The 26029-nt window shown below is 70.0% G+C and carries 23 protein-coding genes and 1 tRNA gene; 12 read left to right on the forward strand and 12 right to left on the reverse strand.

Annotation, left to right across the window (positions count from 1 at the left end):
- The 4 genes from ACLBX9_RS27900 to ACLBX9_RS27915 form a co-directional block, all read left to right on the forward strand.
- The coding region (locus ACLBX9_RS27900) for a sugar transferase (RefSeq protein ID WP_447721171.1) at positions 1–647 on the forward strand (647 nt) is incomplete at its 5' end.
- Positions 648–1078: 431 nt separating this feature from the next.
- A complete protein-coding gene (locus ACLBX9_RS27905; RefSeq protein ID WP_039892805.1) occupies positions 1079–1303 on the forward strand; it encodes a hypothetical protein in 225 nt (74 codons plus the stop codon).
- A gap of 1040 nt (positions 1304–2343) precedes the next feature.
- Complete coding sequence (locus ACLBX9_RS27910) at positions 2344–2628, forward strand: hypothetical protein (RefSeq protein WP_447721172.1); 285 nt, start codon at positions 2344–2346, stop codon at positions 2626–2628.
- A 365-nt stretch (positions 2629–2993) separates the two neighbouring features.
- Positions 2994–3233 carry a hypothetical protein gene (locus ACLBX9_RS27915; protein ID WP_447721173.1) on the forward strand — a complete coding sequence of 80 codons (240 nt, stop codon included), beginning with the start codon at positions 2994–2996 and terminating at the stop codon, positions 3231–3233.
- A gap of 299 nt (positions 3234–3532) precedes the next feature.
- Here the strand turns inward: ACLBX9_RS27915 and ACLBX9_RS27920 are convergent, their stop codons facing one another.
- The 6 genes from ACLBX9_RS27920 to ACLBX9_RS27945 form a co-directional block, all read right to left on the reverse strand.
- Positions 3533–4579 (reverse strand): adenylate/guanylate cyclase domain-containing protein, encoded by a 1047-nt coding sequence (locus tag ACLBX9_RS27920; protein WP_447721174.1) that lies wholly within the window; start codon positions 4577–4579, stop codon positions 3533–3535.
- Between the two features lie 39 nt (positions 4580–4618).
- Complete coding sequence (locus tag ACLBX9_RS27925) at positions 4619–4978, reverse strand: response regulator (RefSeq protein WP_010683279.1); 360 nt, start codon at positions 4976–4978, stop codon at positions 4619–4621.
- A 49-nt stretch (positions 4979–5027) separates the two neighbouring features.
- Positions 5028–7955 (reverse strand): response regulator, encoded by a 2928-nt coding sequence (locus ACLBX9_RS27930; RefSeq protein ID WP_447721175.1) that lies wholly within the window; start codon positions 7953–7955, stop codon positions 5028–5030.
- 546 nt (positions 7956–8501) lie between these two features.
- A tRNA-Lys gene (locus ACLBX9_RS27935) sits at positions 8502–8577 on the reverse strand.
- A gap of 98 nt (positions 8578–8675) precedes the next feature.
- Entirely contained in the window at positions 8676–10238 is a 1563-nt protein-coding gene (locus ACLBX9_RS27940) for a 2-isopropylmalate synthase (protein WP_010683370.1), read from the reverse strand.
- A gap of 269 nt (positions 10239–10507) precedes the next feature.
- Entirely contained in the window at positions 10508–11329 is an 822-nt protein-coding gene (locus ACLBX9_RS27945; RefSeq protein ID WP_447721176.1) for a helix-turn-helix domain-containing protein, read from the reverse strand.
- Between the two features lie 344 nt (positions 11330–11673).
- On the opposite strand from ACLBX9_RS27945, the gene ACLBX9_RS27950 reads away from it, so the two are divergent.
- The 4 genes from ACLBX9_RS27950 to ubiB all read left to right on the forward strand — a co-directional run bounded on the left by ACLBX9_RS27950 (position 11674) and on the right by ubiB (position 16223).
- Positions 11674–12390 carry a carbonic anhydrase gene (locus ACLBX9_RS27950; RefSeq protein WP_447721177.1) on the forward strand — a complete coding sequence of 239 codons (717 nt, stop codon included), beginning with the start codon at positions 11674–11676 and terminating at the stop codon, positions 12388–12390.
- Between the two features lie 95 nt (positions 12391–12485).
- The gene (leuB, locus tag ACLBX9_RS27955; protein WP_447721178.1) at positions 12486–13595 is read left to right on the forward strand and encodes a 3-isopropylmalate dehydrogenase; all 1110 of its coding nucleotides are present in this window, start codon (positions 12486–12488) and stop codon (positions 13593–13595) included.
- 113 nt (positions 13596–13708) lie between these two features.
- Positions 13709–14494 (forward strand): bifunctional demethylmenaquinone methyltransferase/2-methoxy-6-polyprenyl-1,4-benzoquinol methylase UbiE, encoded by a 786-nt coding sequence (gene ubiE, locus ACLBX9_RS27960; RefSeq protein WP_447721179.1) that lies wholly within the window; start codon positions 13709–13711, stop codon positions 14492–14494.
- Positions 14495–14660: 166 nt separating this feature from the next.
- On the forward strand, positions 14661–16223 hold the full coding sequence (ubiB, locus tag ACLBX9_RS27965) for a 2-polyprenylphenol 6-hydroxylase (RefSeq protein WP_010683375.1): 1563 nt from the start codon (positions 14661–14663) through the stop codon (positions 16221–16223).
- Between the two features lie 48 nt (positions 16224–16271).
- Here the strand turns inward: ubiB and ACLBX9_RS27970 are convergent, their stop codons facing one another.
- Positions 16272–19223 (reverse strand): response regulator, encoded by a 2952-nt coding sequence (locus tag ACLBX9_RS27970; protein ID WP_447721180.1) that lies wholly within the window; start codon positions 19221–19223, stop codon positions 16272–16274.
- A complete protein-coding gene (zapE, locus tag ACLBX9_RS27975) occupies positions 19220–20452 on the reverse strand; it encodes a cell division protein ZapE (protein ID WP_447721181.1) in 1233 nt (410 codons plus the stop codon). Before zapE ends, ACLBX9_RS27970 begins: the two co-directional genes overlap by 4 nt.
- Before the next feature lie 291 nt (positions 20453–20743).
- On the opposite strand from zapE, the gene ACLBX9_RS27980 reads away from it, so the two are divergent.
- Positions 20744–21337 (forward strand): GNAT family N-acetyltransferase, encoded by a 594-nt coding sequence (locus tag ACLBX9_RS27980; protein ID WP_447721182.1) that lies wholly within the window; start codon positions 20744–20746, stop codon positions 21335–21337.
- A gap of 10 nt (positions 21338–21347) precedes the next feature.
- Here ACLBX9_RS27980 and ACLBX9_RS27985 read toward each other — a convergent pair whose 3' ends face one another.
- Together ACLBX9_RS27985 and ACLBX9_RS27990 are read right to left on the reverse strand one after the other, a co-directional pair.
- Positions 21348–22109: a ComF family protein gene (locus ACLBX9_RS27985; protein ID WP_447721183.1), complete on the reverse strand. Its 762-nt coding sequence runs from the start codon at positions 22107–22109 to the stop codon at positions 21348–21350.
- A gap of 28 nt (positions 22110–22137) precedes the next feature.
- Positions 22138–22374 (reverse strand): hypothetical protein, encoded by a 237-nt coding sequence (locus tag ACLBX9_RS27990; protein WP_010683380.1) that lies wholly within the window; start codon positions 22372–22374, stop codon positions 22138–22140.
- Between the two features lie 180 nt (positions 22375–22554).
- Here ACLBX9_RS27990 and ACLBX9_RS27995 point away from each other — a divergent pair, with 180 nt between their 5' ends.
- Together ACLBX9_RS27995 and ACLBX9_RS28000 are read left to right on the forward strand one after the other, a co-directional pair.
- On the forward strand, positions 22555–23445 hold the full coding sequence (locus ACLBX9_RS27995; RefSeq protein WP_447721184.1) for a class I SAM-dependent methyltransferase: 891 nt from the start codon (positions 22555–22557) through the stop codon (positions 23443–23445).
- Complete coding sequence (locus tag ACLBX9_RS28000) at positions 23442–23804, forward strand: DUF427 domain-containing protein (protein WP_447721185.1); 363 nt, start codon at positions 23442–23444, stop codon at positions 23802–23804. Before ACLBX9_RS27995 ends, ACLBX9_RS28000 begins: the two co-directional genes overlap by 4 nt.
- Positions 23805–23831: 27 nt before the next feature.
- On the opposite strand, the gene ACLBX9_RS28005 is transcribed toward ACLBX9_RS28000, so the two are convergent.
- Together ACLBX9_RS28005 and ACLBX9_RS28010 are read right to left on the reverse strand one after the other, a co-directional pair.
- Positions 23832–25331 carry a DUF6880 family protein gene (locus ACLBX9_RS28005; protein WP_447721186.1) on the reverse strand — a complete coding sequence of 500 codons (1500 nt, stop codon included), beginning with the start codon at positions 25329–25331 and terminating at the stop codon, positions 23832–23834.
- Positions 25332–25387: 56 nt separating this feature from the next.
- Entirely contained in the window at positions 25388–25627 is a 240-nt protein-coding gene (locus ACLBX9_RS28010; protein ID WP_010683384.1) for a hypothetical protein, read from the reverse strand.
- 124 nt (positions 25628–25751) lie between these two features.
- Between ACLBX9_RS28010 and ACLBX9_RS28015 the strand changes: the two genes are divergently transcribed.
- Positions 25752–26021, forward strand: a complete 270-nt coding sequence (locus ACLBX9_RS28015; RefSeq protein WP_447721187.1) for a hypothetical protein — start codon at positions 25752–25754, stop codon at positions 26019–26021.
- Positions 26022–26029: the final 8 nt, after the last annotated feature.

The following is a 26029-nucleotide window of genomic DNA, read 5'->3' on the forward strand; positions in this document are numbered from 1 at the left end:
TGCCGGAGACGCCGTTCGTGGCGCGGGGGCTGCGCCTGGACTGGGCGACCAAGCGCAGCCTCGACGTGAGCGTGGCGGCCACGGCCCTGTTCCTCCTGCTGCCGCTCCTCCTGCTGATCGCCCTGATGGTCTGGGCCGGCGACCGCAAGCCGCCGATCTACCGCCACATGCGCCTGGGCCGGGACGGGCGCCGCTTCGGCTGCCTGAAGTTCCGCTCGATGGTCACCAACGGCGAGGCGGTGCTGGCGGCCCACCTGTCCGCCAACCCGCGGGCGCGCACCGAGTGGGCGGAGACCCACAAGCTCACCGACGATCCGCGCGTGACCGCGATCGGCCAGGTGCTGCGTAAGACCTCGCTGGACGAGCTGCCCCAGCTCTGGAACGTGCTGCGCGGCGAGATGAGCCTGGTCGGCCCGCGGCCGATCGTTCCCGCGGAGGTGGCCCGCTACGGCCGGGCGTTCGCCACCTGCTTCGCCGTGCCGCCGGGCGTGACCGGGCTGTGGCAAGTCTCGGGCCGCTCCGACACGACCTACGCCGAGCGCGTCGCGCTGGATCTCGACTACGCCACCCGCTGGAGCCTGCGCCGCGACCTCGTCATCATGCTGCGCACCATCCCGGCCGTCCTCGCCCAACGCGGAAGCCGCTGAGCCCGCGCCGCAGGTCGCCCGGCAATCCCGGGACTTCACGGCTGCATGGAAGATCCAGGCTGATCACGCGGCCGGGCGGGTGTCGCAGGCCGCCGGACCGGTATCACGCACGGGATGTGAAGCGGCGCCGACCCGCGCGAGCGCTCTCCACGATCGGTCGGCTGCGTTCACCTGCGCGGCGACCGGATCGGAGGCCCTCTCTCGACCCCATGGCGTCGCCGCGGGAGCCTCCGGGGTGCCGGGCGTGATTGCACCGCACGACCGATGCGGAGGCCGCGCCTTCAGGATCCAGCAGGGTTCCGGGGGCGCTCAGTACAACGCATCGCAGCGATCCGTGAACAGCCTTGTCCCATTGCGTGACAACGGGTCTGGTAAATGATTTGCTAAGCTCGATCGCCGGGCACGATCTCGGCGGTGAAGAGGGTCTTACCGTGGACGAGGACGATTATCACGGGCGTTTCGACCCACTCTGGTACGACCGGGCCGAGCCCGATCTGCCGCCCGGGCTACTGCTGAACGTGGCAGCCTATCTCTTCCTGATCCTGATGGCTGCGGTGGTCGTGGCCGCGCATGTGTATTGGATGCCGGACAGGGTGTGGTGCTGGGTCTCCCGGCGCATCCAGCGCGGCGGTGCCGTCGGTGGCAATCGGTTCTGAGCGGCGGGCCGCTCCGGCGCTGACGGATGCCTGATGCTCGGAGAAGCTTCGATCCTCCGGTAACGGCTCCTCCGCGTTTATCGCGGGGTGCGATAGCTCATCATCCTCCTCGCGCATGATCGGCGCCGTGCGGCACAGCGTCCAGAACACGAGGAGCCCGACGACGTAGAAGGCGGTGATCACGGCAGCCCAGAACATGATCCTCCCGTCTTGAAACGATGGACGCGATCGTGCGCGCGTCGAAGCTGAGCATTATCGCGAAAAGCTTGCTCACGGGTCTCAGGGGTTCATGTAGTGTCAGACGGCCGGCTCGTTAGTGGAGATCGAACGCTTAATTTTTAGGCAGAGCTCCGTGTCTTTAATCTTGGCCGGCGTCACAGTTCACAGCCGCGTTTGATCGGATCGGCTTCCGGGCCAAGCAGTATTCTTCGCCGCGATCATCAATCGTGTCGCAAATGCTGATAAGAGAGCCGCGTCCCGCGATCCGGCAGCGTCTGATGCGGAGTGCTCTGGTCCGCTCGATGGCGCCGCCACGGCGGTTGGTCGCATCCAGAGACAGCACGGCGCTGTGGCGCAGCGCTTCAAGTCTGGCATTGAATGAGAAGTATTACCGATTATGCTGTATTGGCAAGTATAGCAGCTCAGAATTTCGGATTCAGACGTTCAACGACTGATGGGGCGCGCCTGAGCGCGGGAAGTGGGCGACACGGCGTGTGCGTCGCCGTTCGACCGATCGCACGGAGCCTTGATGCCGGGTCGCGGCACGCGCACCTCGACCAACTGACCGGTCAGGGGATTCAGGATCAGCATGGTCGTGCGCCTCCGGTGAATGTGCTGGAAGAACGCTGACGGGTGCCGGCAGGATCACGCGATCCCGTGCAATTGCGCACAGTTGGTGAATGGTTCGTTTACCCTGCGAGCGGCCCGGCGTCGGATAGGGACACAGGCCCGTTCCGGCGCGCGACATTCCGGTGGCCCGGATCAAGAATCGACCCGAGGACGTTCCCCACGGATCTACGGCTCACGAAAGGAGAATGGCCATGGGTCTGACCGCGTTCGTCGTCTTCGTCGTTCCCTGGGCGCTACTGGCCTTCTGGCTGACGCGGTCGCCGACTGCCCTTCGTCTGGGCACCCCCGCGGCGGCGTGGCGGCCCATCCCGACCCGGCGCGATCTGGCGGCCGCACAGCGACGCGCCACAAATCCGCACCTGTCGCGATCCAGAGCCGAGGCTGACTCGCCCGGCGGCTCCAGACATGGCGCGACGGATCTGCCGGCAGGCGGCGCATTGCAGTCCAGCGTCGAGCCGACCGAGCCTGACGCCTGACTCTCGCGATCCGACCCGGTGCCAGCCCGGTGCCGGCCGGCCCCATTCCAGCGCGCGGTTGCGGACGGGCTGAGCGGCATGCGGCGGGGCGCCGGGTTCATGGCGTTCGCCGGTTCAAAGCGGGACAAGCGGCAGGACGGCGCCTGCAGGTCGGCTCAACACGACACCATCGGACGTTCCAGCCGATGGACCATTCATACCAAGTCGGTCGTTTTCTACTAGTGTTGCCACTGTATTGGCTGGCTTCGGATAACTTTTCCGAGAGCTTCACGAGACATGGCGGCCGATATGTTTGCCCTACGACGCAGGAGCTATCGCGACGGTTCGTCTGCACCATCTATCTTGGCCGTAGCGAGGTGAAGCCTATGCCCGTACGCTGCCAAGTCATTTGCGACGATGACGCGATACCGTCGGAGCACGATTTTCCGACGATGCCGCGAGCGGGCGACGTCTTCGTCTTTCCAGGCCAGTACTCTGTCTACGAGATAGCCGAAGTCCGCCACGAACTGGACGCCTCCGAAGGCGCGGTCGGCTCCGGCTCGGCAATCGCCGTGGTCTTCCGGAGGGAGCCCGAACGGCAGAAGCTCGCGACGCTCGAAGTTTGAGAGAGCGATTGGCCGCGAGACGGAGCCGAAGGTCCCTTCGTCCGGCGAGGCTTGGCTCCGGACTGTGGCCCTTCGCTCGCACGGCAACGGCGGCACTGAGCGCGTCGACCAACGGCGCGCTTCGTGTCGTGTCCCGGCGATTTGGCGCTGCCGAGATGCCGTCGACCCCGTCCTCCGCGATGCCCGCGACGGTGGGGCACGCGCATGATCGCGCCGGATAGCTCCGGTGCGTCCCAACGATCGTTTCCCGCCTCGCCGGCCCGACCACCAGAACCCGCGGCCGCCCCTTCAGCGCCGGATCACACGACCTGTCCGGCAAGCGGATAGCAGTAGACGTCGATCTCGCCCTTCCCCCTCAGCGCAACCTGACCGATGGGCTTGACCGACCTCGGTTCCGCCAGCCGCGCGAATGCCTCGCGCGACAGGTGAAGCGTGCACCCGTCGCCAAGGCCCGAGAGACGGGCGGCGACGTTGACCGTGTCCCCCCAGAGATCGAAGGTGTACTTGGTTCGGCCGACAATGCCGCCGACCACCGAGCCGATGTGGATCCCCGCGCGGATCCGCCAGCCCGGTGCACCGGCAGCCGCAACGCCCACCATGTCGCTGGCGCAGCGGATCGCCGCCTCGACGGGATCCGCGTGCGGTCGCAGCAGGTTGGCGGTGGCCATGAAGGCATCGCCGATCGTCTTGATGTTCTCCAGCCCGTGCGCCTGTGCGGCGATCTCGAACGCCTCCGCCAGGCGATGGATCTCGGCGACGACCGTGTCCGGTGTCTGACGGTGGCACCAGGCCGTGAAGCCGACGAGATCGATGAACAGGACCGCCACGTCGTCGAACAGGCGCGGCTTGACCTGTCCCGTCTCCATCAACTCCGCCACCGCGGAGACCGGCAGGATGGCGTGAAGCAATTCGTCGGCACGGCTGCGCTCGCGCTCGATGGCGCGCAGATGCGCCATCTCCCGATCGTGGAAGCGCTTGCGCTCCAGGCAGGAGCGGATACGGGCCTCGAGGAGCACCGGCTCGAACGGCTTGGGCAGGTAATCCTCGGCCCCGAGTTCTATGCAACGGACGATGCTGCCGATTTCCACCAGAGCGGAGATCATCACTACCGGGGTATGGCGCCACGCGTCATGGGCCTTCATCCGTTCGAGCACGGCGTAGCCGTCCAGGGCCGGCATCATCACGTCGAGCAGGACCAGATCGAACGGGGTCTCGTTCAGCCGGTCCAGCGCGGCAAGGCCGTTGGCGGCGCGGATGCTCGTGTGACCGAGCAGCTCCAGCTCCTGCTCCAAGAGATCCAGGTTGAATGGCTCGTCGTCGACGATGAGGATGCGCGCTGGCTCCACGGGTGTTCCTCTCTCCGGCCGGATCTGAGCCGGCCGAACTCAGCCGAGCCACCGGTGCAGCTTGGCAAACAGCAGGTCCTCGTCGATGGGCTTCGTCATGAAGTCGTCGCAGCCGGCCGCCTTCGCCCGCTCCTCGTCGCCGCTCATCGCGTTGGCGGTGATCGCCACGACCGGGATGCGGGCGGTGTCCGCGTTCGCCTTGATGCGGCGCGTCGCCTCCCAGCCGTCCACGAGCGGCAGCGACAGGTCCATGAGGATCAGATCGGGACTGTCCGCCACCGCCATCGCGACACCCGCGGCGCCGTCGACGGCGATGAGGATCTCGTAATCGTCCTCCAGAAGCTGCGTCAGCAGATCGCGATTGAGCGCGACGTCTTCGACGATGAGGATGCGCTTCATCGGGTGTCCTCAGAGCGGGCACTCCGCCGCGCGTGTCGCTCCGGATCGCTCATCGACCGTCGAGCGCCTCAGATCCCGGCAGCGGAATCACGCGCTGGACCTCCCGGACCAGGGCGGCACGGTCGAGGCCCTGCTTGTCGATCAAGCCAAGGACGCGCTCCCGCAGCATCTCGCGCTCTCCGGAATCGAGGGACGCGGCTGTCAGGACGACGACGGGGATGGTGCGCGCCACGGGATCCGCCTGGAGGGCGTCGAGGAAGGTGAGGCCGTCCATCCGGGGCATGAGCAGGTCGAGCAGGATCACGCTCGGCCGGGCCTGCGCGATGCGCTCGAGGCCCGCTTGGCCGTCCGCCACCCAATCGACGGTGCAGTGCTCGGGGTCGAGCAGCTGCCGGACGAGGTCGGGCACGTTGGGATCGTCGTCGATCACCAAGATGCGCTCGTTGTCGGGGGCGATGCGTGCCAGGGCGCCGATCAGCGCCTCCCGCTCGAACGGCTTGACGATGTAGTCGGTGGCCCCGAGCCGAAAGCCAAGTTCCTTCTGATCGACGATCGAGATCAGGACCACGGGGATTTCCCGGGTCTGCGGATCGGTCTTGAGCGCGTGCAGCACCTGCCAGCCATCCGTGCCGGGCATCATGATGTCCAGCGTGATCGCCCGCGGCTGCAGCGTCCGTGCCGTCCGCAGGCCATCCTGGCCGCTCGACGCGCCGACGACGGTGTAACCGGCATCGGCGAGATTCTCCTGCAGCAGGTACACGACGTTCGGATCGTCATCGATCGCGAGCACCACCTTGGCGCCCGATCGGGGCACGGGAGGCGGGGCGGGCGTCGGCTTCGGCGCGGGCAGCGCCGTCTCGGACGTCCCGGTGATCCGCGCCGGAATGCTGAGCGTGAAGGTCGAGCCCTGTCCCTCCCGGCTCTCGACCTCGATCCGGCCGCCGAGCAGACGGGCGAGCCGATGACTGATCGCGAGGCCAAGGCCGGTCCCGCTGTGGGACCGCGTCGCGCTGTTGTCGACCTGGTGGAACTCCTCGAAGATCGCGGAAAGCGCCGCCGCGGGGATGCCGATGCCGGTATCGGCGACCGCGAACTCGATATGCTCGCCCGCCAGGCGGACGCGGAGCGTGACCGAACCGGCCTCCGTGAACTTGATCGCGTTGCTCAGGAGATTGATCAGGATCTGCCGCAGCTTCTCCTCGTCCGTGCGGAGCGTGGCCGACGGATCCGCGGCGTCCCGAAGGAGGCGCACGCCCTCGTTCTTGATCAGCGGCTCGACCGTCCTCAGGCAGAGGTCGAGCACCGGCGCCAGGGCGAACTCCGACGGCTTCACCTCCATGCGCCCCGCCTCGACCTTGGCGAGGTCGAGGATGCTGTTGATCAGCGAGAGCAGGTGCTCCGAACTCGCCAGGATCTTCTCGAGATTTTCGAACTGCTTGACGGGCAGGACATCCTTGGCCCGCCGCATCACGAGCCGGGTGAAGCCGATGATGGCGTTGAGCGGCGTGCGCAGCTCATGGCTCATATTGGCGAGGAAGCTGCTCTTGGCGCGGCTCGCGTCTTCCGCGGCCTCCTTGGCCTGCCGCAGGGCCTCCTCGGCGCGCTGGCGCTCGACGACCCGCCCGAGCTGCGCGCCGATGTTGATCATCACCTTGAGGAGGGCCGGGTCCGGTGGTTCCGCGTCGCAGGCGAAGAACTCCAGGGCGGCCACGACCTCGCGCCCGACCGTCACGGGAAAGCCGAAGCCGGCCCGGACGCCGTCCGCCGCCGCCGCGGCCGCGCGCGGGTCGTCGAGGTCGGCCTGTACGTCGAGGTTCCATTCCGGCTGTCCCGACAGCAGGACGCGGCCGGCAGGTCCCGCCCCGGTCCGGAGCGCCGTCCCGTTCGTCGCGGCGCGGAAGTGGCCGAACCGGCCCGGGGCGTCGCAATGCCAGAGGCCGGTCGGGACCAGCGTGCCGCTGCCGTCGGCGGCGACGATGTAGGCGTGTCCGAGGGGCCAACCGGTGTGATGTGCGACGCGGTCCAGGCAGAAACCGATGGCGTCCTCGACCGTGGACGCCTCATTGGCGGCCGTCGCAGCGGCCTGCAGCAACTCGACGAACCCGGTCTGCTTCTGCAGCGCCAGTTCGGCCTCCTTGCGGGCGGTGATGTCGCTCCACGACTCGACGACTTCGACCGGCTCTCCATTCGGATCCCGCAGGAGGCGCTGCTCGTCCCGCACCCAGCGGTAGGTGCCGTCCGCGCGCAGGAACCGGTACTCGATAACGTTGTGTCCCTGTCGGAGCAGGTTCGGAAACTCGGACAGCACCCGGTCCCGATCCTCGAGATGGAGGCGGTCCAACCAGAACTCCGGCCCGGCCAGATAATCATCGGGCTCGTAGCCGAGCAGATCGCGCACATTCTCGCTGATGAAGGTCGGCGCGTTCCGTCCGCCTACCTCGAAGCTGCAGATCATCGAGGGGGACGCGGTCAGGAGGTAGGTCAGCCGGCCCTGCGTCGTGCGCAGAGTCTGCTCGGCGCGCTTGATCTCGGTCACGTCCGTGTAGACGGCGACCACCCCACCGTCGTTGGTCTTGCGCTCGTTGACCTGGACCCAGCGCCCGTCGGTCCGCTGCTGGAGGAGCGGACCGCTCGGCGCGTGGAAATGGGACATCCGTTCTGCGAGCCACGCCTCGACGGTCACGCCGTCGGGCCGCTCGATGCAGCGTTCGGCGGCGGCGCGGGCGATCGCCTGAAAGGTCGCGCCCGGGCCGATCACCGCCTCCAGCCCCGGATGGAAATCCCGGAAGTGATCGTTGCTGAGGACGAGCCGATCGTCGGAATCGAACAGCGCGAAGCCTTCCGAGCTGCTCTCGATCGCTTCGATCAGCGTCCCCTTGGCGACGCCGGGCGCCTCGAGACGCTCTCCATCGCGGGCTTCGGAGCCGCCGACGCCGGGGGGCTGCTCCGGGGACGATCCGGTCTGAGCTTGGGACATCGATCGGACCAACCCTTTCGGAGCGTCGCGCCGGTCTCTTCGCCGGCCGCCCCGAACCGACATGCGCCGCGCCGTCCATCTCCGATTTATCAGTTTTCACCGTTGCACGGTCTATATTGCGGATCAAGCGAACGGGAGATCTTCAGAATGGTGTCCGTCATGACGGCCTGTAACCGTCGTGAGTCACGTCAGGACAGCCGAGGACTGTACCGCATGCCCCGACCATCGTGACGTCCATCGCGCGGCGCAACTCGCGAGGGCAGACGTGCCGCCCGAGATCACACCCGGACCGCAGGCAAGCCGCGGCGGCGGTGCGCCTTGTTACTTTCCCCTCTGAAACGGAGGAGCTGATGGCTGAGTGAAGCGTGCGGCGGATAACCCCGCGACGACACGCGACCTTCTCCAAGCGCTCGACCCCAAGGCGACGCAGGACGGCGTGCCACCGACCACTGGACCGCCGGTAACGGGGCTCGATCGCGGTTCGGATCCGCCTCAGGCGACAGATCGAACCATCGACGGCGCCGGATTATCGGGGAGGGATTTGCTTGGTGGGCGCACTAGGGTTCGAACCTAGGACCCGCTGATTAAGAGTCAGCTGCTCTACCAACTGAGCTATGCGCCCGATCGCTTCTGCGATCGCCCGGCGGCCACCAAGTCCGCTGGGGTGGCGGGCTGATACCAACGCGGCCGAGGGCTGTCCACCCCCGACCGGCGATTTTCTCATTCCGCAGCGGCATGCTGCGCATGCACGCGCACCGCATGGGCGGCGAGCTTGTTCAACGCCGAGAGATACGCCTTCGCCGAGGCGACCAGCGTGTCCGGATCGGCGCCGCGGGCGGTGACGCTGCGATCGCCGTCACGCAGACGCACGGAGACCTCCGCCTGCGCGTCGGTGCCGCCCGTCACGGCGTGGACCTGATAAAGCTCCAGCTGCGCCTGATGCGGCACCAGCGCGGAGATCGCGTTGAACACCGCGTCCACAGGCCCGTTGCCGTCCGCCTCCTCGATCCGCGTGCCGGTCTCGTCGGCGATGCGCAGGGTAGCCCGCTGCGGCCCGCGGGTGCCGGCGATGACCGACAGGGAAACCAGCCGGATCCGGTCGTGGGCCGTGGCGAGGTTCTCGTCGACCAGCGCTTCAATATCCTCGTCGTAGACGTGCTTCTTGCGGTCGGCCAACGCCTTGAACCGCTCGAACGCGTCCTGGAACTGGTTGTCGGACAGGTGCAGGCCGAGATCCTCCAGCTTGGAGCGGAACGCAGCCCGTCCAGAATGCTTGCCCATCACCAGGGACGTCTTGGTCAGGCCCACCGAGGCCGGCGTCATAATCTCGTAGGTCTCGGCGTTCTTGAGCATGCCGTCCTGGTGGATGCCGCTCTCGTGCGCGAAGGCGTTGCGGCCGACGATCGCCTTGTTGAACTGCACGGGGAAGTTCGTGGCATGGCTCACGAGCTTCGAGGCGCGGGTCAGCATGGTCGTCTCGACACCGGTCTCGTAGGGCAGCACATCGGCGCGGGTGCGCAAGGCCATCACGATCTCTTCGAGCGCGGCGTTGCCGGCACGCTCGCCGATGCCGTTGATCGTGCACTCCACCTGCCGGGCGCCGCCCTCGATGCCCGCCAGGGAGTTCGCGATCGCAAGACCCAGGTCGTTGTGGCAATGCACCGAGAACACCGCCTTGTCGGCGTTCGGCACCCGCTCGCGCACGTTCGCGAACATGTCCCGGTATTCTGAGGGCGTGGCGTAGCCCACCGTGTCGGGCAGGTTGATCGTGGTGGCCCCGGCCTTGATCGCCGCCTCGACGCAGCGGCACAGATAGTCGATCGGCGTGCGGGTCGCGTCCATGGCCGACCACTCCACGTCGTCGACGAGGTCGCGGGCCTGCGCCACGGTCTTGAGGATGATCTCGATCACCTCATCCTGGCTCTTGCGCATCTGGTGCGCGAGGTGGATCGGCGAGGTCGACACGAAGGTGTGGATCCGCGCGCGCCGGGCGTGCCGCACGGCCTCGCCGGCCCGGGCGATGTCGGCGGGGATCGCGCGGGCCAGACCCGCGATGGTCGCGCGCTTGGTCCGGCGGGCGATCTCCGAGACGGCCTCGAAGTCGCCGATCGAGGCGATCGGGAATCCGGCCTCGATGATGTCGACGCCCATCGTGTCGAGCAGTTCGGCCACCGCGAGCTTCTCGTCGAAGGTCATGGTGGCGCCGGGGCACTGCTCGCCGTCGCGCAGCGTGGTGTCGAAGATCAGGATGCGGTCGCGGGCGGTGCTGGAGGTCGAGGTCATGGCGTTACCCTGTCGCGGGCCGCCCGGCTCAGAATGGCGCGGCGCGGCGTGGTGCCCGATGGGGCGGATTCGCGAATGGAAGAACTCCCCTGAAGGCCCAGGCGCGCGCCCGGACGGCCCTCAGGGGCGGGTAAGCAGAAGCGGAAGAGCGAGCCCGGCGCGGCGCGCACGCGACCACGACGCCGTCTTGGCGGCGCGGGCGGTCTCGGGCGCTGAGCCGGCTCTGGCCAAGGCTCGTCTCTCCTCTCGGCGGCCTGCGCGGGATGATCTCACGGCGCGGCACTGCCCGTAGGTATCTCCGGAACCGCCGGAACACAAGCGAGACCGGCACGCTCGGGAGGCCCTGCCGCCTCGACGCCCGCCTCGACGCTGGCCTCGGCGCAGATCTCGCCGGCGAGGTCGTCGTAGAAGATCATCTGGCAGGCGGCCCAGAGTTCGAATTCTTCCAGCAGTGACGGATCGAGGTGCGTCAGCCGCCGGTCGCCCGTTCGGAACCATCCGGCTTCGTCCGCCTCACGGAGGAGGTTGCCGACATGCGCGCGGGACACCCCCAGTCGGTCAGCGAGGCCGCGCAGGCTCAGCGGGAGGGGTGCTGGGGCGTCCGAAACCGTGGCCGCGAAGTGCGCGCCCACGATGGCGGTGAGCAGCGGATAGCCGCAATCCCGGCCGGTGAGCCGGAGGATTCGCGGGAACGGATCGGTCAGCATGCCGTGGCGCAGGACGTGCGCGGCCGACCGGCAGATCAGGTCGCCGAGGCGGTCCGGATGCTCCAGCGCTCGCGCACGGCCCGGGCATCTCGCCGCGAGAAAGTCCATGGCCGCCACGAAGAGGCGTGCGGACCGTCCGATCTCGGTGACGAGCGCCGGAGTCGCCCGCAGATGCTTCACGCGTCCGTCGTCGGGATCCGTCTCGACGCCCACCAGGCGGGCCGCTTTTAGCGCGGCCACGAAGGCCGCGGTCTGGCGGGGACTGGACCCGACCGTCGCCTGCAGGGCGGTGAGGGTCGGGCGCGGGCCGCCGTGGCGGCGCTGCGCGTAATCGTTGTGGACCAGCATGAACGAGACCAGATAGCGGCCGGCCTGATTCAACATCTTGTGGACCGGCCAGACGATCTCGGAGGGAGCGACTGCTGAATGGCAATACTCAGCTACAGAAGAGCAAAATTTTTCGTGCTTTATAATCTCTGAGGAGCGTTCGAGAATATCATGATCTGTCATGTCTGAATCATCGGGCGTGGTTAATTCGATCAGAGCCGACGCGAATGGCCGTGACCGTCGAGCGTTCTCTGCAAAGTTTGGACTCTGTGGTTAGGCCGTGCCGAGGATAAGAGGCAATTGCTTGAACCGGCACCCGGTTCGCTGCGCGTCCGCCGCGGAACAACCGCGTTCCTCAGGCCTGAATCTGGCCGGTACGGAAGTCCAACGGAGCTACCGCCATGTGCGATCGGCATGTGTCCTTCCTCTCGCGCCGCCGCCTGCTGTCCGCCGCGGCGGTCAGCGCCGTCGCGGCCGCTTCCGCCAAGCCCCTGTCCGCCGTAGCGGCCGACGAGGCGCCGCGCCCGAACGCCATCGGCCCCGACAACGCGCTCGCGCGGTTGCTCGAAGGCAATGCGCGCTACGTGGCCAACGCGCCCGCCAACCGGGATTTCTCGGCCGGACGGGCCGCGCGTTCCAGCTCGCAACACCCGATCGCCTGCATCGTGGGATGCGCCGATGCCCGGGTCGCGCCGGACTTCGTGTTCGATCAGGGGCCGGGCGACCTGTTCGTCGTCCGCGTGGCGGGCAACTTCGTGAACACCGACGGCCTCGCCAGCCTGGAATACGGCGTGCAGGTGCTGGGCGCCCCGCTGATCCTCGTGCTCGGCCACTCGGATTGCGGGGCCGTCAAGGCGACGATCGACGTCATGAAGACCGAGGCCACCCTGCCCGGCCATCTCCCGGCGCTGATCGACGCGATTCGCCCGGCGGTGGACCTCGCCGCGAAGGCGAGCGCGCGGGATCCCCTCGCCGAAGCCATCGCGCAGAACGTCCGGCACGCGGTCCGTCGCCTGGAGCAGGCCGGGCCGATCCTCGCCGAGCGGGTCGCCGCTGGGCAGGTGAAGGTCGTCGGCGGCTTCTACGACATCGCCACCGGCCGGGTCCGGCTGCTCTGACGAACGCGCGGGCGCGGGATCGGGTACCTTGCCAACGGCGGTCCGGCCTCGATAAAGCCCGCCGGCACGTCGAGACCGAACCCGCGAGACCGTCCATGGCCAGCTACAAGCTCCTGCTCCTCCCCGGTGACGGGATCGGCCCGGAGGTCGCGGCCGGCATGCAGGTCGTGCTCGACACCCTCAAGGCGACCGGTCTCGCCACCTTCGAGACCGAGACCGACCTCGTCGGCGGCTGCGCCCTCGACGCCCATGGCAGCCCGCTGGCCGACGCGACCCTGGAGCGCGCCAAGGCGGCGGACGCCATCCTCCTCGGCGCCGTGGGCGGCCCGAAATGGGCCGGCGTCGCCTACGAGAACCGCCCGGAAGCCGGTCTGCTGCGCCTGCGCAAGGAACTCGACCTCTTCGCCAACCTGCGCCCCGCGATCTGCTACCCGCCGCTGGCGGAGGCTTCGGCGCTGAAGCGCGAGCTGGTCGAGGGCCTCGACATCATGATCGTGCGCGAGCTCACCGGCGGCGTCTATTTCGGCGAGCCGAAGGAGATCACCACGCTGGAGGACGGCTCGAAGCGCGCGGTCGACACCCAGGTCTACACGACCGGTGAGATCGAGCGGATCGCCCATGTGGCCTTCGACCTCGCCGGCAAGCGTTCCGGCCGCGTCGCATCGGCCGAGAAGCACAACGTGATGAAGTCCGGCGTCCTCTGGAAAGAGGTCGTGACGAAGGTGCACGCGGAGCGTTACGCCGAGCTGCAGCTGGAGCACATCCTGGCCGACAACTGCGCCATGCAGCTCGTGCGCCGGCCGAAGCAGTTCGACGTGCTGGTCACCGACAACCTGTTCGGCGACGTCCTGTCCGACATCGCCGCCATGCTCACCGGCTCGCTGGGCATGCTGCCCTCGGCCTCGCTCGGGGCGGTGGACTCGAGCGGCCTGCGCCGGGCGCTCTACGAGCCGGTCCACGGCTCAGCCCCCGACATCGCCGGCCAGGACAAGGCCAACCCGATCGCCATGATCGGTTCGCTCGCCATGTGCCTGCGCTACTCGTTCGGCCTCGGCGACGCCGCCGACGCCCTCGACGGCGCCATTACGGATGCGCTCGCGGGCGGCGCCCGCACCGCCGACATCGCCGGTGAGGGTGCGAACCCGATGGGCACCCGCGCGATGGCGTCGGCGGTGGCGGATGCGCTGCGGGCGCGCGCCGGCTGAGCCACGCCGCCAGCGCGTCGATGCACCGGGATTGATCCCCACCCGCGTGTTTCGACGCATGGCGGTCGGGCCCGACCTCCGTTATGACGCGCCGATCGAGGAACGGGAGCGTCATGAAGGCCGGAGACGGGGCGTCTGAGCGCGCGAGCGCGGATTTCGGCTTCGAGCGCGTGGCGCTCGACGAGAAGCAGGGGCGCGTCGACAGCGTCTTCCACTCGGTCGCCCGCCGCTACGACATCATGAACGACCTGATGTCGGCCGGGCTTCACCGGGCCTGGAAGGCGCAGCTCGTCTCGATGCTGCGGCCGCCGCAGAACCGGGCCTTCGCGCATCTCGACGTGGCCGGCGGCACCGGCGACGTGGCGTTCCGGGTCCTGGCCGCGGGCGGCCCGCGGACCCGGGTCACGGTGCTCGACATCAACGAGTCGATGCTGCGGGTCGGCGCGGAACGCGCGCGAGACCGCAAGATCGACGAGGTCGGCGACCGCATCGCCTTCGTGACCGGCAACGCCGAGGCGTTGCCACTGCCCGACGCCGCCTTCGACGCCTACACGATCGCCTTCGGCATCCGGAACGTGCCGCGGATCGAGGTGGCGCTGGCCGAGGCGCGGCGCGTCCTGAAGCCGGGCGGCCGCTTCCTCTGCCTCGAATTCTCCGCCGTCGACGTCCCGCTGCTCGACCGGATCTACGACGCCTATTCCTTCAACGTGATCCCGCGCATCGGCGCCCGCGTGGCCGGGGACGCCGAGTCCTATCGCTATCTCGTTGAGTCGATCCGGAAGTTCCCGACGCGCGGCGCCTTCGCGGGCATGATCGAGCGCGCCGGCTTCCGCCACGTCACCGACCGACCCCTCTCCGGTGGGATCGTGGCGATCCATTCGGGCTGGAAGGTCACCTGATCTTGGCCGGCAGCTTCTTCCCCTCCCCCTTGTGGGGAGGGGTCAGGGGTGGGGGTGTCGCAGGTGGCACCGCAACGCCCCATCCTGCACCACCCCCACCTCCGGCTCCTCCCCACCAGGGGGAGGAGAGGGCCGCTATACGAATCGGCTTCGGAGCACCGGGTCCATGATCAGCGCCGTCATCAACCTCGTCCGCGGCGCGAAGGTCGGCTTCGTGCTCGCCCGAGAGGGCGCATTGGCCTTCGCCGATCCCTCGGAGCTGCCGCCGCACCTGCGCCTCGCCCTGCGGATCGGGCGGTCCCTCGAGCGGCCGGGCCTCGATGACGGCGCCGCCCGGCTGTCGGCGGCCATGACCCGCCTCGGCCCGTCCTACGTCAAGTTCGGCCAGTTCCTCGCGACGCGCCCCGACATCGTCGGCATGCGGGCGGCCTTCGACCTAGAGAAGCTGCAGGACCGGGTGCCGCCCTTTCCGCAGGAGGTCGCCCTGCGCACCGTCGAGGCTGCCTTCGGCAAACCCGTGAGCGCGCTGTTCGTCTCGTTCAGCGAGCCGATCGCCGCTGCCTCCATCGCGCAGGTCCACAAGGCGGTCGTGCAGGATCCGGACGGCACGCAGCGCGCGCTGGCCGTGAAGGTGATGCGGCCCGGCGTCCGTGAGCGCTTCATGCGCGACCTCGAGGTCATGCGCTTCATGGCCCGGGTGGTCAACGCGCTGTCCCCGCATGCCGAGCGGCTCCGCCCCCGCGAGGTGGTGGAGATCCTCGCCCGCTCCGTGATGATGGAGATGGACTTCCGCCTGGAGGCGGCGGCCGCCTCCGAACTCGCGGAGAACACCAAGAACGATGCCGACTTCCGGGTCCCGAGACCCGAATGGGAGTTGACCGCCCGCGAGGTACTCTCCGCGGAGTGGATCGAGGGAACGCGCCTCCACAGCGCGGCGGAACTCGCCGCCCAGGGGCACGATCCCGAGACGATCGGGCGGACGGTGATCCAGAGCTTCCTGCGACAGGCGATCCGCGACGGCTTCTTCCACGCCGACATGCACCAGGGGAACCTGCTGGTCGACGCCGAGGGCCGGCTGGTGGCGGTGGATTTCGGCATCATGGGCCGGCTCGGGCCGAACGAGCGCCGGTTCCTCGCCGAGATCCTGCTCGGCTTCATCCTGCGCGATTACCGCCGGGTGGCGAAGGTCCATTTCGAGGCGGGCTACGTGCCGGCCCACCACTCCGTAGAGGATTTCGCGCAGGCGATCCGGGCGATCGGCGAGCCGATCCACCAGCGCCGGGCCGACGAGATCTCCATGGCCAAGGTGCTCACGCTCCTGTTCGACGTCACGGCCCTGTTCGACATGAGCACCCGGACCGAGCTGGTGATGCTCCAGAAGACCATGGTGGTGGTCGAGGGCGTGGCCCGCTCGCTCGATCCGCGCCTGGACATGTGGACCACGGCCGAGCCGGTGGTGCGCGCCTGGATCGCCCGGAACATGGGGCCGGTGGGCCGGGCCCAGAGCGGCCTGGAGGCCCTGCGGGTGGTCTCCGACGTGGTCGGCGACATCCCCGATCTCGCGATGCGGCTGAAGCGCGTGCTGGTGCGCCTCGACGAGAGCGGCACCGGCGATGCGCGACGCCTGGAGCGGTTCGCCCGCAACGAGCGCTACCGGGCCATCTGGTCGACGCTTGCCCTGTGGGGCATCGCCATCGGCGCCTTGATGATGGCGTTCCGAGGGCTCTGACACCGCCTCCGGCCAACGATCCTGGAAGCTCCGCATTCGCGAGCGGGTTCAGCCGGCGTCGGCCAGGGCCGGCACCAGGGCGCGCAGCTCCCGGGCCAACTCGCCGAGCCCCGTCGTCCCTTTTGCCAACACCCGGTCGGCCTGCCCGGCCAGGCGTCGGCGATCGTCCGCGGTGATGTCCTTGGCGGTGAGCACCACCACCGGTACGTCGCGGCAGTCCGGCCGGGCGCGGAGCGCGCGCAGGAAGCCGAAGCCGTCCATCTCGGGCATCATCAGGTCGAGGAGGACGAGGCACGGGCGCCGGGCCGCCACGGCATCCAGCGCCCGCAATCCATTCTCGGCCTCTGCTACCGAAAAGCCCTCCCGGCCGAGATAGGCGCAGAGATGTCCGCGCACGTCCGCCTCGTCGTCGACTACGAGGATCGGGCCGTCGCTCGCCGCCGGCCGGATCCGGTCGACGATCTGGCGCAGGCCGCCCCAGTCGATCGGCTTCTGCAGGTAGTCGGTCGCGCCCAGCGAGAAGGCGAGGCTCTGCTCGTCCAGGACGGTCACCATCACGATCGGCGTGGCACCGATCTCGGGGTCGGCCCGCAGCGCCCGCAACACGGCCCAGCCGTCCATATGCGGCATGGTGACGTCGAGGAGCACGGCCTGGGGGCGCAGGCGCCTGGCGAGATCCAGGCCGCGCCGTCCGTCCTCGGCGATCGCGACCGCAAAACCTTCCCGCTCCAGGAAGCGGGCGAGGAGGTCGCGGGTCGACGCGTCGTCATCGACGATCAGGATCGGCCTCGCCTGTCCCGCTTCGCGTTCGGGCTCCTGGGCCAGCTCCTCGTCCGCGCCCCGGAACCGAGCCGGAAGCGTCAGCGTGAAGGTGGTGCCCTGCCCTTCCCGGCTTTCCACGGCGATGGCGCCCCCGAGCATCTCCGCGAAGGCGCGGCTGATCGCGAGGCCGAGTCCGGTGCCGCCGAACCGCCGGGTGGTCGAGGCATCGGCCTGGGTAAATCGCTCGAACAGCTTGCCGACCTGCTCCTGCGTCATGCCGATCCCGGTATCGGCGATGGAGAAGCGCAGGGCCTCGCCGGCCCGGTCCACCCGTAGTTCGATGCGACCGTCCTGGGTGAATTTCGCGGCGTTGCTCAGGAGGTTGATCAGGCACTGGCGCACTTTGGTGACGTCGGTGTGGGCCGTGCCGAGGTCGTCCCCGAGGGTCAGCGCCAGTGTGTTGCCCTTCTTGGCGATGAGGCCGTCCACGCTGGCGGCGACGTCGCGGACGATCGCGGCGACGTCGAAATCCTCCGCGTAGATCTCGATGCGGTCGGCCTCGATCTTCGAGATGTCCAACACGTCGTTGATGAGCCCGAGCAGATGGCGGGCGTTGGCCTCGATCTTCTTCATGTCGGCGATGAGGTCGACGGCGTCGGAATCCTCCAGCTCCTCCTGGACCATCTCGGAATAGCCGATCACCGCCGAGAGGGGCGTGCGCAGCTCGTGGCTCATGTTGGCCAGGAACTGGCTCTTGGCGGCGTTGGCCGCCTCCGCGGCCTCCCGTGCCGCCTCGATCGCCGCCTCGGCCTCCTTCCGCTCGGTGATGTCGGTGTGGGTGCCGACCCATTCGCGGAGCGTCCCGTCCGATTCGAGGATCGGGATAGCCCGCACGCTCATGTGCCGGTAGGCGCCGGAGGCCGCGCGGATGCGGTGCTCGGTGGCGTAGGGTCTGAGGCTCCCGAGCGCGTCCGCCCACGCCACCCGGGTGTGCTCGCGATCCTCGGGATGGACGGCATCCAGGAAGCCGACCCCGGAATAGGCCGCCTCGTCCTGGCCGGTGAAGCGGCTCCAGGCGCTCTGGCGCCGGTGCAGGCTACCCTGGGGATCCGCGGTCCAGACGATGGCCGCGCTGGCCTCGATCAGCGAGCGGAAGCGCTCCTCGCTGCGGCGCAGCCGGGCCTCCGCCAGATGGCGGATGGTCTCGTCGACCACCACGAGGCCGACGCCCTCGACTTCCTGGCCCAGCCCGTCGGCGGCACCGCGAAGCGGATAGAAGCTCATCGAGAACTGCCGCACGCCCCCCGGGGCGGAGGGGGCCGGAACGGCCACCGGCACGTCGGGCGAGACGAGGCCCTCGCGGAGCGCCGCGGCGAGCTTGGGCCCCAGCTCCTCGCGCAGCGTCGGCAGCATCGCCCAGATCGGCGCCCCGAGATCGGCCCCGAATCCCCGCTCGCTCATGGTGGCGAGCGCCCGATTCATGTGCCGGATCTTCAGGTCGCGGTCGAGGAAGCCCAGGCCCACCGGCGCGTTGGCCAGCACGCCGTCGAGAAGCCGCGACATCCGCAGGGATTCCTGGCGCCGGACCAGGGCGAGGCGCGCGAGCAGGAATATGGCGCCCAGGGCCGACGCCCCGGAGAGCAGGAACAGGATCAGCCCGCGCCGGTACTCCCGGTCCTGCAACGCGGCGAGGTCCTGCGCGGCGGAGGCTTGGCGCGCGGCGGCCTCGGTGCGAATCGCGTCCATCAGGCGCTTGCCCTCGCCGGTCCGGACCAGATCGGTGGCGGCGTCGAACCCCTGGTCCCGGCGCGCCGCGATCACCCGGGCCGCAAAGTCGCGCTTGCGCGCGATCAAGCCGGCCAGCGACGGGCCGCCCAGCCGAACCGGCTCCTGCGCCGCCGAGCCGAGGCTCGTTAGCTCGGTCTCGATCCGGGACAGGGCCGTCGTGTAAGGGGCCAAGTAATCCTCGCTGCCGACCAGCACGAAGCCCCGCTCCCCGGTCTCCAGATCCTTGACCTCGGAGATCAGCCGCTCGACGCCCGCGATGGTGGCGTTCGTCCGGGCGGTGGCCGCGCGATCGGCCTCGCCGGCAAGGTAGTTCGCCGTGCCGGTCGCCAGGGCCACGACGAGGAGCAGGAACGCCACGGGCGATCCGAGGAGCGGCCCGAGGGGGCCGGCGCCGCGCCAGTTCCGGCGCCGCAGGCCGAAGATGGATCCGCCGCCCGGCGCGCCGCTCACGTTTCCACCAGCCCGGTGCTGGCGCCGGACGCCTCGGAATCCGGGCGGCCATGCGGCAGGGCGAGGTACTCCCGGGAGCGCATCTCGATCAGCCGCGAGACGGTCCGGTCGAACTCGAAGGCCTCGCGGCCCGTCTGCGCGGTGTAGAGATCCTGTGCCTCGGCCGCCGCCGAGGCGACCAGCTTCACGTGGCGGTCGTAGAGCGTGTCGACCAGGGTGATGAACCGCTTGGCCTCGTTCCGGTCGGCCTCGTGCATCACCGGGATGCCGTCGAGGATCAGCGTGTGGAAGGCGCGGGCCAGTGCCATGTAGTCGGAGGCGCCGAGCGGCTTGCGGCACAGATCGTCGAAAGCGAACCGGGCGACGCCGCTCGCCTCCTCGGGGATGTCCACGTCCCGGCCGTGGACCTTGATGGTCGCGGACCGGCCCCGCGCCCTGCCGGTCAGCCCCTTGAACGCGGCGTCGAGGGCCGCGCGGGCACCGTCGTCGGCCGGCACGTGGTACACGGCCGCGCCGCCGAGCTTCTCCAGGCGGAAGTCGGTCCGCGCATCGAGGCGGATGACCTCGACCCGCTCCTTCAGCGTCGCGACGAATGGGAGGAACAGCGCCCGGTTCAGGCCGCCCTCGTAGAGGCGGTCCGGCTCGACGTTGGAGGTCGTCACCACGGTGACGCCGCGGCGGAACAGGTGGCCGAACAGACGGCCCAGGATCATCGCGTCGGCGATATCGGTGACGGTGAACTCGTCGAAGCACAGCAGGGTCGCCTCGTCGGCGAGCTGGTCGGCCACCGGGCCGATCGGGTCGTCGCCCTTGACCGTGCCCGCCTTGAGCGCCTGTCGGTAGGCGTGGATGCGCTCGTGCGCATCGGCCAGGAATCCGTGGAAGTGGACCCGCCGCTTCGGCTCCGGGGCCGCCTCGTGGAACAGGTCCATCAGCATGGTCTTGCCGCGCCCGACCGAGCCCCAGATGTAGAGGCCCCTGGGCGGCTCCGCCTCGTCCTTGCGGCGGAACAGCCAGCCGAGGGCGCTGGTCTTGCTGGCGCGCTTCTGGCGCTGGAGATCCTGGATCAGCCGGTCGAGGGCGCGCACCAGCCGCGTCTGCGCGGGATCGCGCTCGATGGATCCGCCGGAGACCAGCGCCTCGTAGCGCTCGTGGACAGGGCCGGGCGAGACCGCGCTGGCCCGGGCCTCCGGCGAGGGGGCGTGATGCTTGCCGGATCTCTCGTTCACGCCGCCGGTCCCTCGCAGCTTCCCGCGGCGCCCGACCGGCACCGTTTCCCGTGTCGGCGCCGCGACCCGGATCCCAACCCTGTGACGCGCAAGCTCGGCCCGAATCAAGTCTGGCGCCGAACAGCGGCGCGGAAGCGTCCCATCGCCGTCGCGCATGGCAGGTACGTTCGAGGACCCTTCGCAGTCCTGCTGCATTGCACAATGGGGAGGAAGCTGCCAAACCGGCGGCGTCTCTGGGGAGGAACGTCCGGATCACCCAGCGCGGCTGCGCGCTCAGACCGGAGACCCACCATGGCCGTTCAAGCGCGAGACGTGCCGGCCCACAGCATCCGGCGCCTCTGGCCGGCCGACCGCATCGCGGTCCTCGACTATTTCCTGCGGCTGGACCCCGAAACCCGGGCGAGCCGCTTCATGGGCAACGTCAGCGAGGCCGGCGTGCGGGCCTATGCCGCGCAGGCGGTCACCGCCGAGGGCGTCCTGTACGGCGCCTTCGTGGACGGTGTGCTGCGCGGGCTCGGCGAACTCCGGCCGATGGGGGCCTGCCGTTCGCCTTACACCCTCGGCCCGGCTGCGGAGGCAGCCTTCGCCGTGGAGGCGGCCTTTCGGCGTCGGGGGATCGGTGCGGACCTGTTCGCGCGGATCGCCCGCTCGGCCCGGCACCGCGGCGTCGTGGATCTGCACGTGCGCTGCCTCTCGGGCAACGGCCCGATGCTGCGGCTCGCGGCGAAGCAGGGGGCGGCGCTCCAGCACGCCGGCAGCGAAGTCGAGGGCGCCCTGCACCTCGCGCGGCCGACGCCGTTCTCGCTCTGGTACGAGGGCATCGCGGAGGCCTTCGACTTCTCCGTGGCGGTGAGCTTCCCGACGCGGGGCGGCGCGCCGGCCTGACCCGGGACGATCACCCGGCGGTATCGCCCACCAGCGCGAAGGTCAGGAGATCGACGGAGGCCGCCCCGGCGCGCAGCAGCGCCCGGGCGGCGGCGTTGCCGGTGGCCCCGGTGGTCGTCACGTCGTCGATCAGCAGGATTCGCCTGCCGCTGAGCCGATGCGCCTCGGCGGGAATCACCCGGAACGCGCCGCTGAGGTTCTCGGCACGCGCCGCTCGGCTGAGACCGACCTGCGGACGGGTCGCGCGCACGCGCACCAGGGCGGTCGGCACGCAGGCGCGGCCGGTGTCGCGGGCGATGATCGTCGCAAGGAGCGCCGCCTGGTTGAAGCGACGGCGCCACAGGCGCCCGCGATGGAGGGGGACCGGAACGAGACAGTCGGCCTCGGCGATCAGGGCTCGCCCGCTCGCCGCCATCATCCGCGCCATCACGCCGGCGAGGTCGAGGCGGTCCTCGTATTTCAGCCGGTGGACCAGCCGGCGGGCGGCGCCGTCATAGAGGGCGACGGCGCGACCCCGACCGTAGGCCGGCGGCTCGGCGATGGCCCGGGGCGACAGCAGCGGCCCGACACCCAGGTCCGCGGCGAACGGAGTGCCGTAGCGTTGGCAGACCGGCTCCTCGATCAGGCGCAGGCCCGACCAGCAGATCGGGCACAGGGCGCCGGGATCGGCGACCGCACCGCCGCAGCCCGCGCAGCTCGGCGGATAGATCAGCGCGAGAAGCCCGCGCGGCACGCCGCGCAGGGTCGCGGCGACGGCGCGAGCCGCCGTCACTGGGGCGGGGACGCCGTCCGCTCGTGGCTCAGCGGGCCGAGACGGGACGGGCCTGCGAATCCATCCGCTCCTGGCGGGCGCGGGCATTGGCCCGGTGGCGCCCGATGGCGCAGCCGGCCGCGGCTCCCACAAGGCCGTGGTGGCCGGCATAGTGGCCGGCGATGCCGCCGACGATGGCGCCCTTGATGCAGCCCTTCGCCTCGGCGCCGCCCGCGGCGGTGAGGGCGGCAACGGCCAGGGCAGCGCCGAACAACATGCGCTTCATGGTGGGTGCTCCACATCAATCTCGGCCGTAGGACCAGTTGCAGCAGGAACAGCGACGCTGCCGAGTCGTTCCATGATTTTAGGCGGGCTCACGCGTCCGTGCGCGCGGCGTCTCGCGAGCGCGCGGTTTCTCCACCAGTGATGCTGGCAGTGGCTTGTCGGGAATGCCATCTCCAGCGCGATGGACGCACCGGCCACCCTGTTCGACACCACCCTCGCCCGCCACCGCCTCGCCCGCGCCGAACGCGGCGGCTTCGCCGGGTTCCTGCTCGACAGGCTCGCCGAGGACCTCGACGACCGGCTGGGTGCCGTGCTGCGCAGCTTCCCGACGGTGGTCGATCTCGCCACCCCGACGGCGGCCGCCGCGCGCCGGCTCGCCGCCCGCTATCCCGACGCCAGGCATCTCCGGCTCGCGCCCCTGCCAGGCCCCGAGGGCGGCCTGATCGTCGGCGATCCGGAGCTGTTGCCCCTCGCCCCCGGCAGCCTCGATCTCGCGGTGTCTCTGCTCGCCCTCCACGCCGTCAACGATCTGCCGGGGACCCTGATCCAGCTGCGGCGGGCGCTCCGGCCGGACGGCCTGTTCATCGGATGCCTGCTCGGCGGTGCCAGCCTCACGGAATTGCGTCAGAGCTTCGGCCAGGCCGAGAGCGAGGTCGAGGGCGGCATCAGCCCACGGGTCGCGCCCTTCGCCGCCGTCCGCGAGGCCGGAGCCCTCCTGCAGCGGGCCGGATTCGCGCTCCCGGTCGCCGACACCGACACGCTCACGGTCCGCTACGCCGACCCCTTCGGGCTCATGCGCGATCTGCGCGCCATGGGCATGACCAACGTCCTCACCGAGCGCCGCCGCACACCCCTGCGCCGGACGACGCTCCTGCGCGCCGCGGAGATCTACGCCGAGCGGTTCTCCGATCCGGACGGGCGTGTGCGGGCGACGTTCGAGGTGCTGTGGCTCTCGGGGTGGGTGCCGCATGAGAGCCAGCAGAAGCCGCTCAGGCCCGGGAGCGCGCAGGCGCGGCTCGCCGACGCCCTCGGGACGGTGGAATTGAAGCCCGAGAGCGGAGGAACGCCATGAAGCTGCCTGGACCGGACCATCCCATCACCATCACCCCCGAACCGCGGCGCGTCCGCGTGCTCGTCGCCGGCGTGGCGGTCGCCGACACGCGCAACGCCCTGCGCCTCGAGGAGGGCCGGTATCCGGCGGTGTTCTACGTGCCGCGGGCGGATATCCGGGCGGAGAGCTTCGTCGCGTCGGCACGGAGCAGCCACTGCCCCTACAAGGGTGATGCCCGCTATTTCGACCTCGTGGTCGGCGCGACCCGTCGCCCAGACGCCGTGTGGAGCTACGAGGATCCGTACCCGGCCGTCGCGGACATCCGGGATCACGTGTCGTTCTATCCGGACCGCGTCGACGCCATCGAGGTCACGGATTGAGGAAGGATCGGGCGCTGGAGCGGAGCCTCAGTCCCGGACGAGGCCCCAGAAGGCGTGCTTGCGGCCGTGGTCGCGCCGCAGCCGCTCGCGGTACGCTCCCGGCTCGGGATTGACCGCGCCCGTCTCCAGCCGACCCGCCAAGCCGTCGAGTTCCAAGAGGTAGCGCGCCGCGTGCGCGTAGGCGGCGCTCCGGCCGCCCTCAAGGATGCCGTCGAGCAGCCGTCGATACAGGATCGTCGCGGCGGCGGGATGGTGCGACGCGAGGGCGTCCGCGGCCGGGGCCAGCAAGGCGTACTGGTCGCCCTGCCAGACCGAGGGGCGCTCGATCACCAGCCGGGCGGCGCGGTTCAGGTCCGGCCAGCCGACCAGGAACGCCAGCGCCCGATGGGGTTGCGGAAAGGCCTCGGCGAGGTCCAGGGCACGCTGGAGCGCCTCCTCGTCCTCGAAATCCGGGAGCTTGGCGAGGTAGGTGCGCAGCATCGGCGCATCGAGTTCGCGCTCGAATCGCGTCCAGCGCAGCGCCTGCGCCTCGTCGGTGCGATCCAGGGCGTCGAGGATCTCGATCTCCAACGCCTGCCGCTCGCGTTCGGGGCCGCGCGGGTCGAAGCCGGCGATGAGGTCGGCCCGGGTGGCGAGGCGCAGCCCGGGATCTTGCATGCGCCGGATCCAGTCCAGCGCTTCCGCAGGCCTTTTCGCGGCGAGGAGGCGGCGGCCGATCTCCGCGCGGTTCTCGCGGCCCGGCAGCATCGCGCGCTCCAGCGCGATGAAGGCGTCCGGATCGCCGCGCCGGTCGGCGATGGCCTGCCGCAGGCGCAGGATCTGGATCCGGGCCGCCTGACGATGGTGCGTCGCAGCCTTCCGCGGATCGCCGCCCTTGCCCGTCACGGCGTCCGATGCGGCCAGCTGCGCGTCGATGTCGGCGAGCGCGTCCGTGGGCAGCCGCGGGATCACGTCGGCAAGGACGACGCCGAGCGGGCCGAGCGGATCGGCCGCGAAGCCGGCGACGAGGCCGAGCGCCACCCGCTCCGCCTCCGCTGCCGGAAGCGCGCCCGCGATCTCCACGAAGGCGACGCTGGCGCGGTCGAAGATGCCCTGGACCGTGCCGTTGCCGTCGTCGACGCGGTTGAGCACGGCGTCGGCACCGTCGAGGAAACGGCGGAGGCGGTCCAGGGCCGCACCGGGATCCAGGGGGCGCAACTCGGTGAGGATCACCGTCACCAGGGCGTTGAGATCGGCCGCGAAGACGCGCCGCTTCTGCCAGTCGATGTAGCCTTGCGCGCCTTCGAGGGCCGTCAGGCGCCGATCCACGATCGCCGCCACGGCGTCCGGACCCTGGAGCGACGCGAGAGCCGCGCTCACCAGCTTCTTGAAGGTGGGGTTGCGCGCCGTCTCGCCGAGGATCAGGTCGATGAGGCGGTCCGGCCCGAGGGCCGCCAGGGTCTCGGGCGAGGGCGTCGTGCGCCGGGCGCCCTTCGGAAGGGCGGGCGCCTTCGCGCCCGCCGCCGTCACCCGCCGCGCCCGCGCCAAGACCGCCGCCCCCGTCGATGCGCCAGATCCGGCACGAACGCCCCGCCCGTCTGAGATCAGTCCACCACCTTGGCGCGCGGGCGGTCGTTCCCCTGCGCGGTCTCGTCGTGCCAGCCGCCGGCCTGGTCCTGGTAGCGGATGCCTTCCGTCGAGCCGGGCACCTGCTGTTCCGCCGCCGCCGCCTGGGCCGCCTGCAGTGCCTCCTCACGGCTCGGGAAGGTCTCGGAGAAGACGTCGCCGACCTTGTAGGCGAAGCCGCCGTCGTGCTCGACGATGCGATAGGTAACCTCGGACATCACGCCTCCTGAACGCGCCCAGTACCGTTGAGCGCGAACCCGCCGGACGCGTCGCGGTTCCAGGGGGCGCGCGCTCCGGCCTCCGATCCGCCAGAAAGTGCGGCTATCGGTGCGGCATCCCGGCATGCAGGCGACCATGATGCAGCTTCGACCGATCCTCGCCCTGGCGCTCCTCCTGTCCTCGGTCCCGGCCCGCGCCGAGGAAGGATTCCTGGATAAGCTCTTCGGCGGATCCGGGCGGGGGGCGCCCCCGAACCCGTTCGCGTCCAACTATCCGTCGGCATCGCCCTCGGTTGAGGACCTGCGCGCCGAGCGGCAGCGGCGGGACGGCCGCGGCGAGCGCGGCGTCGTCCGCTCGGGACCCCTGCCCCCGGGACGGATCCCAGAGGAGTGACGTCCTTC

The organism is Methylobacterium sp. A49B (assembly GCF_053346215.1).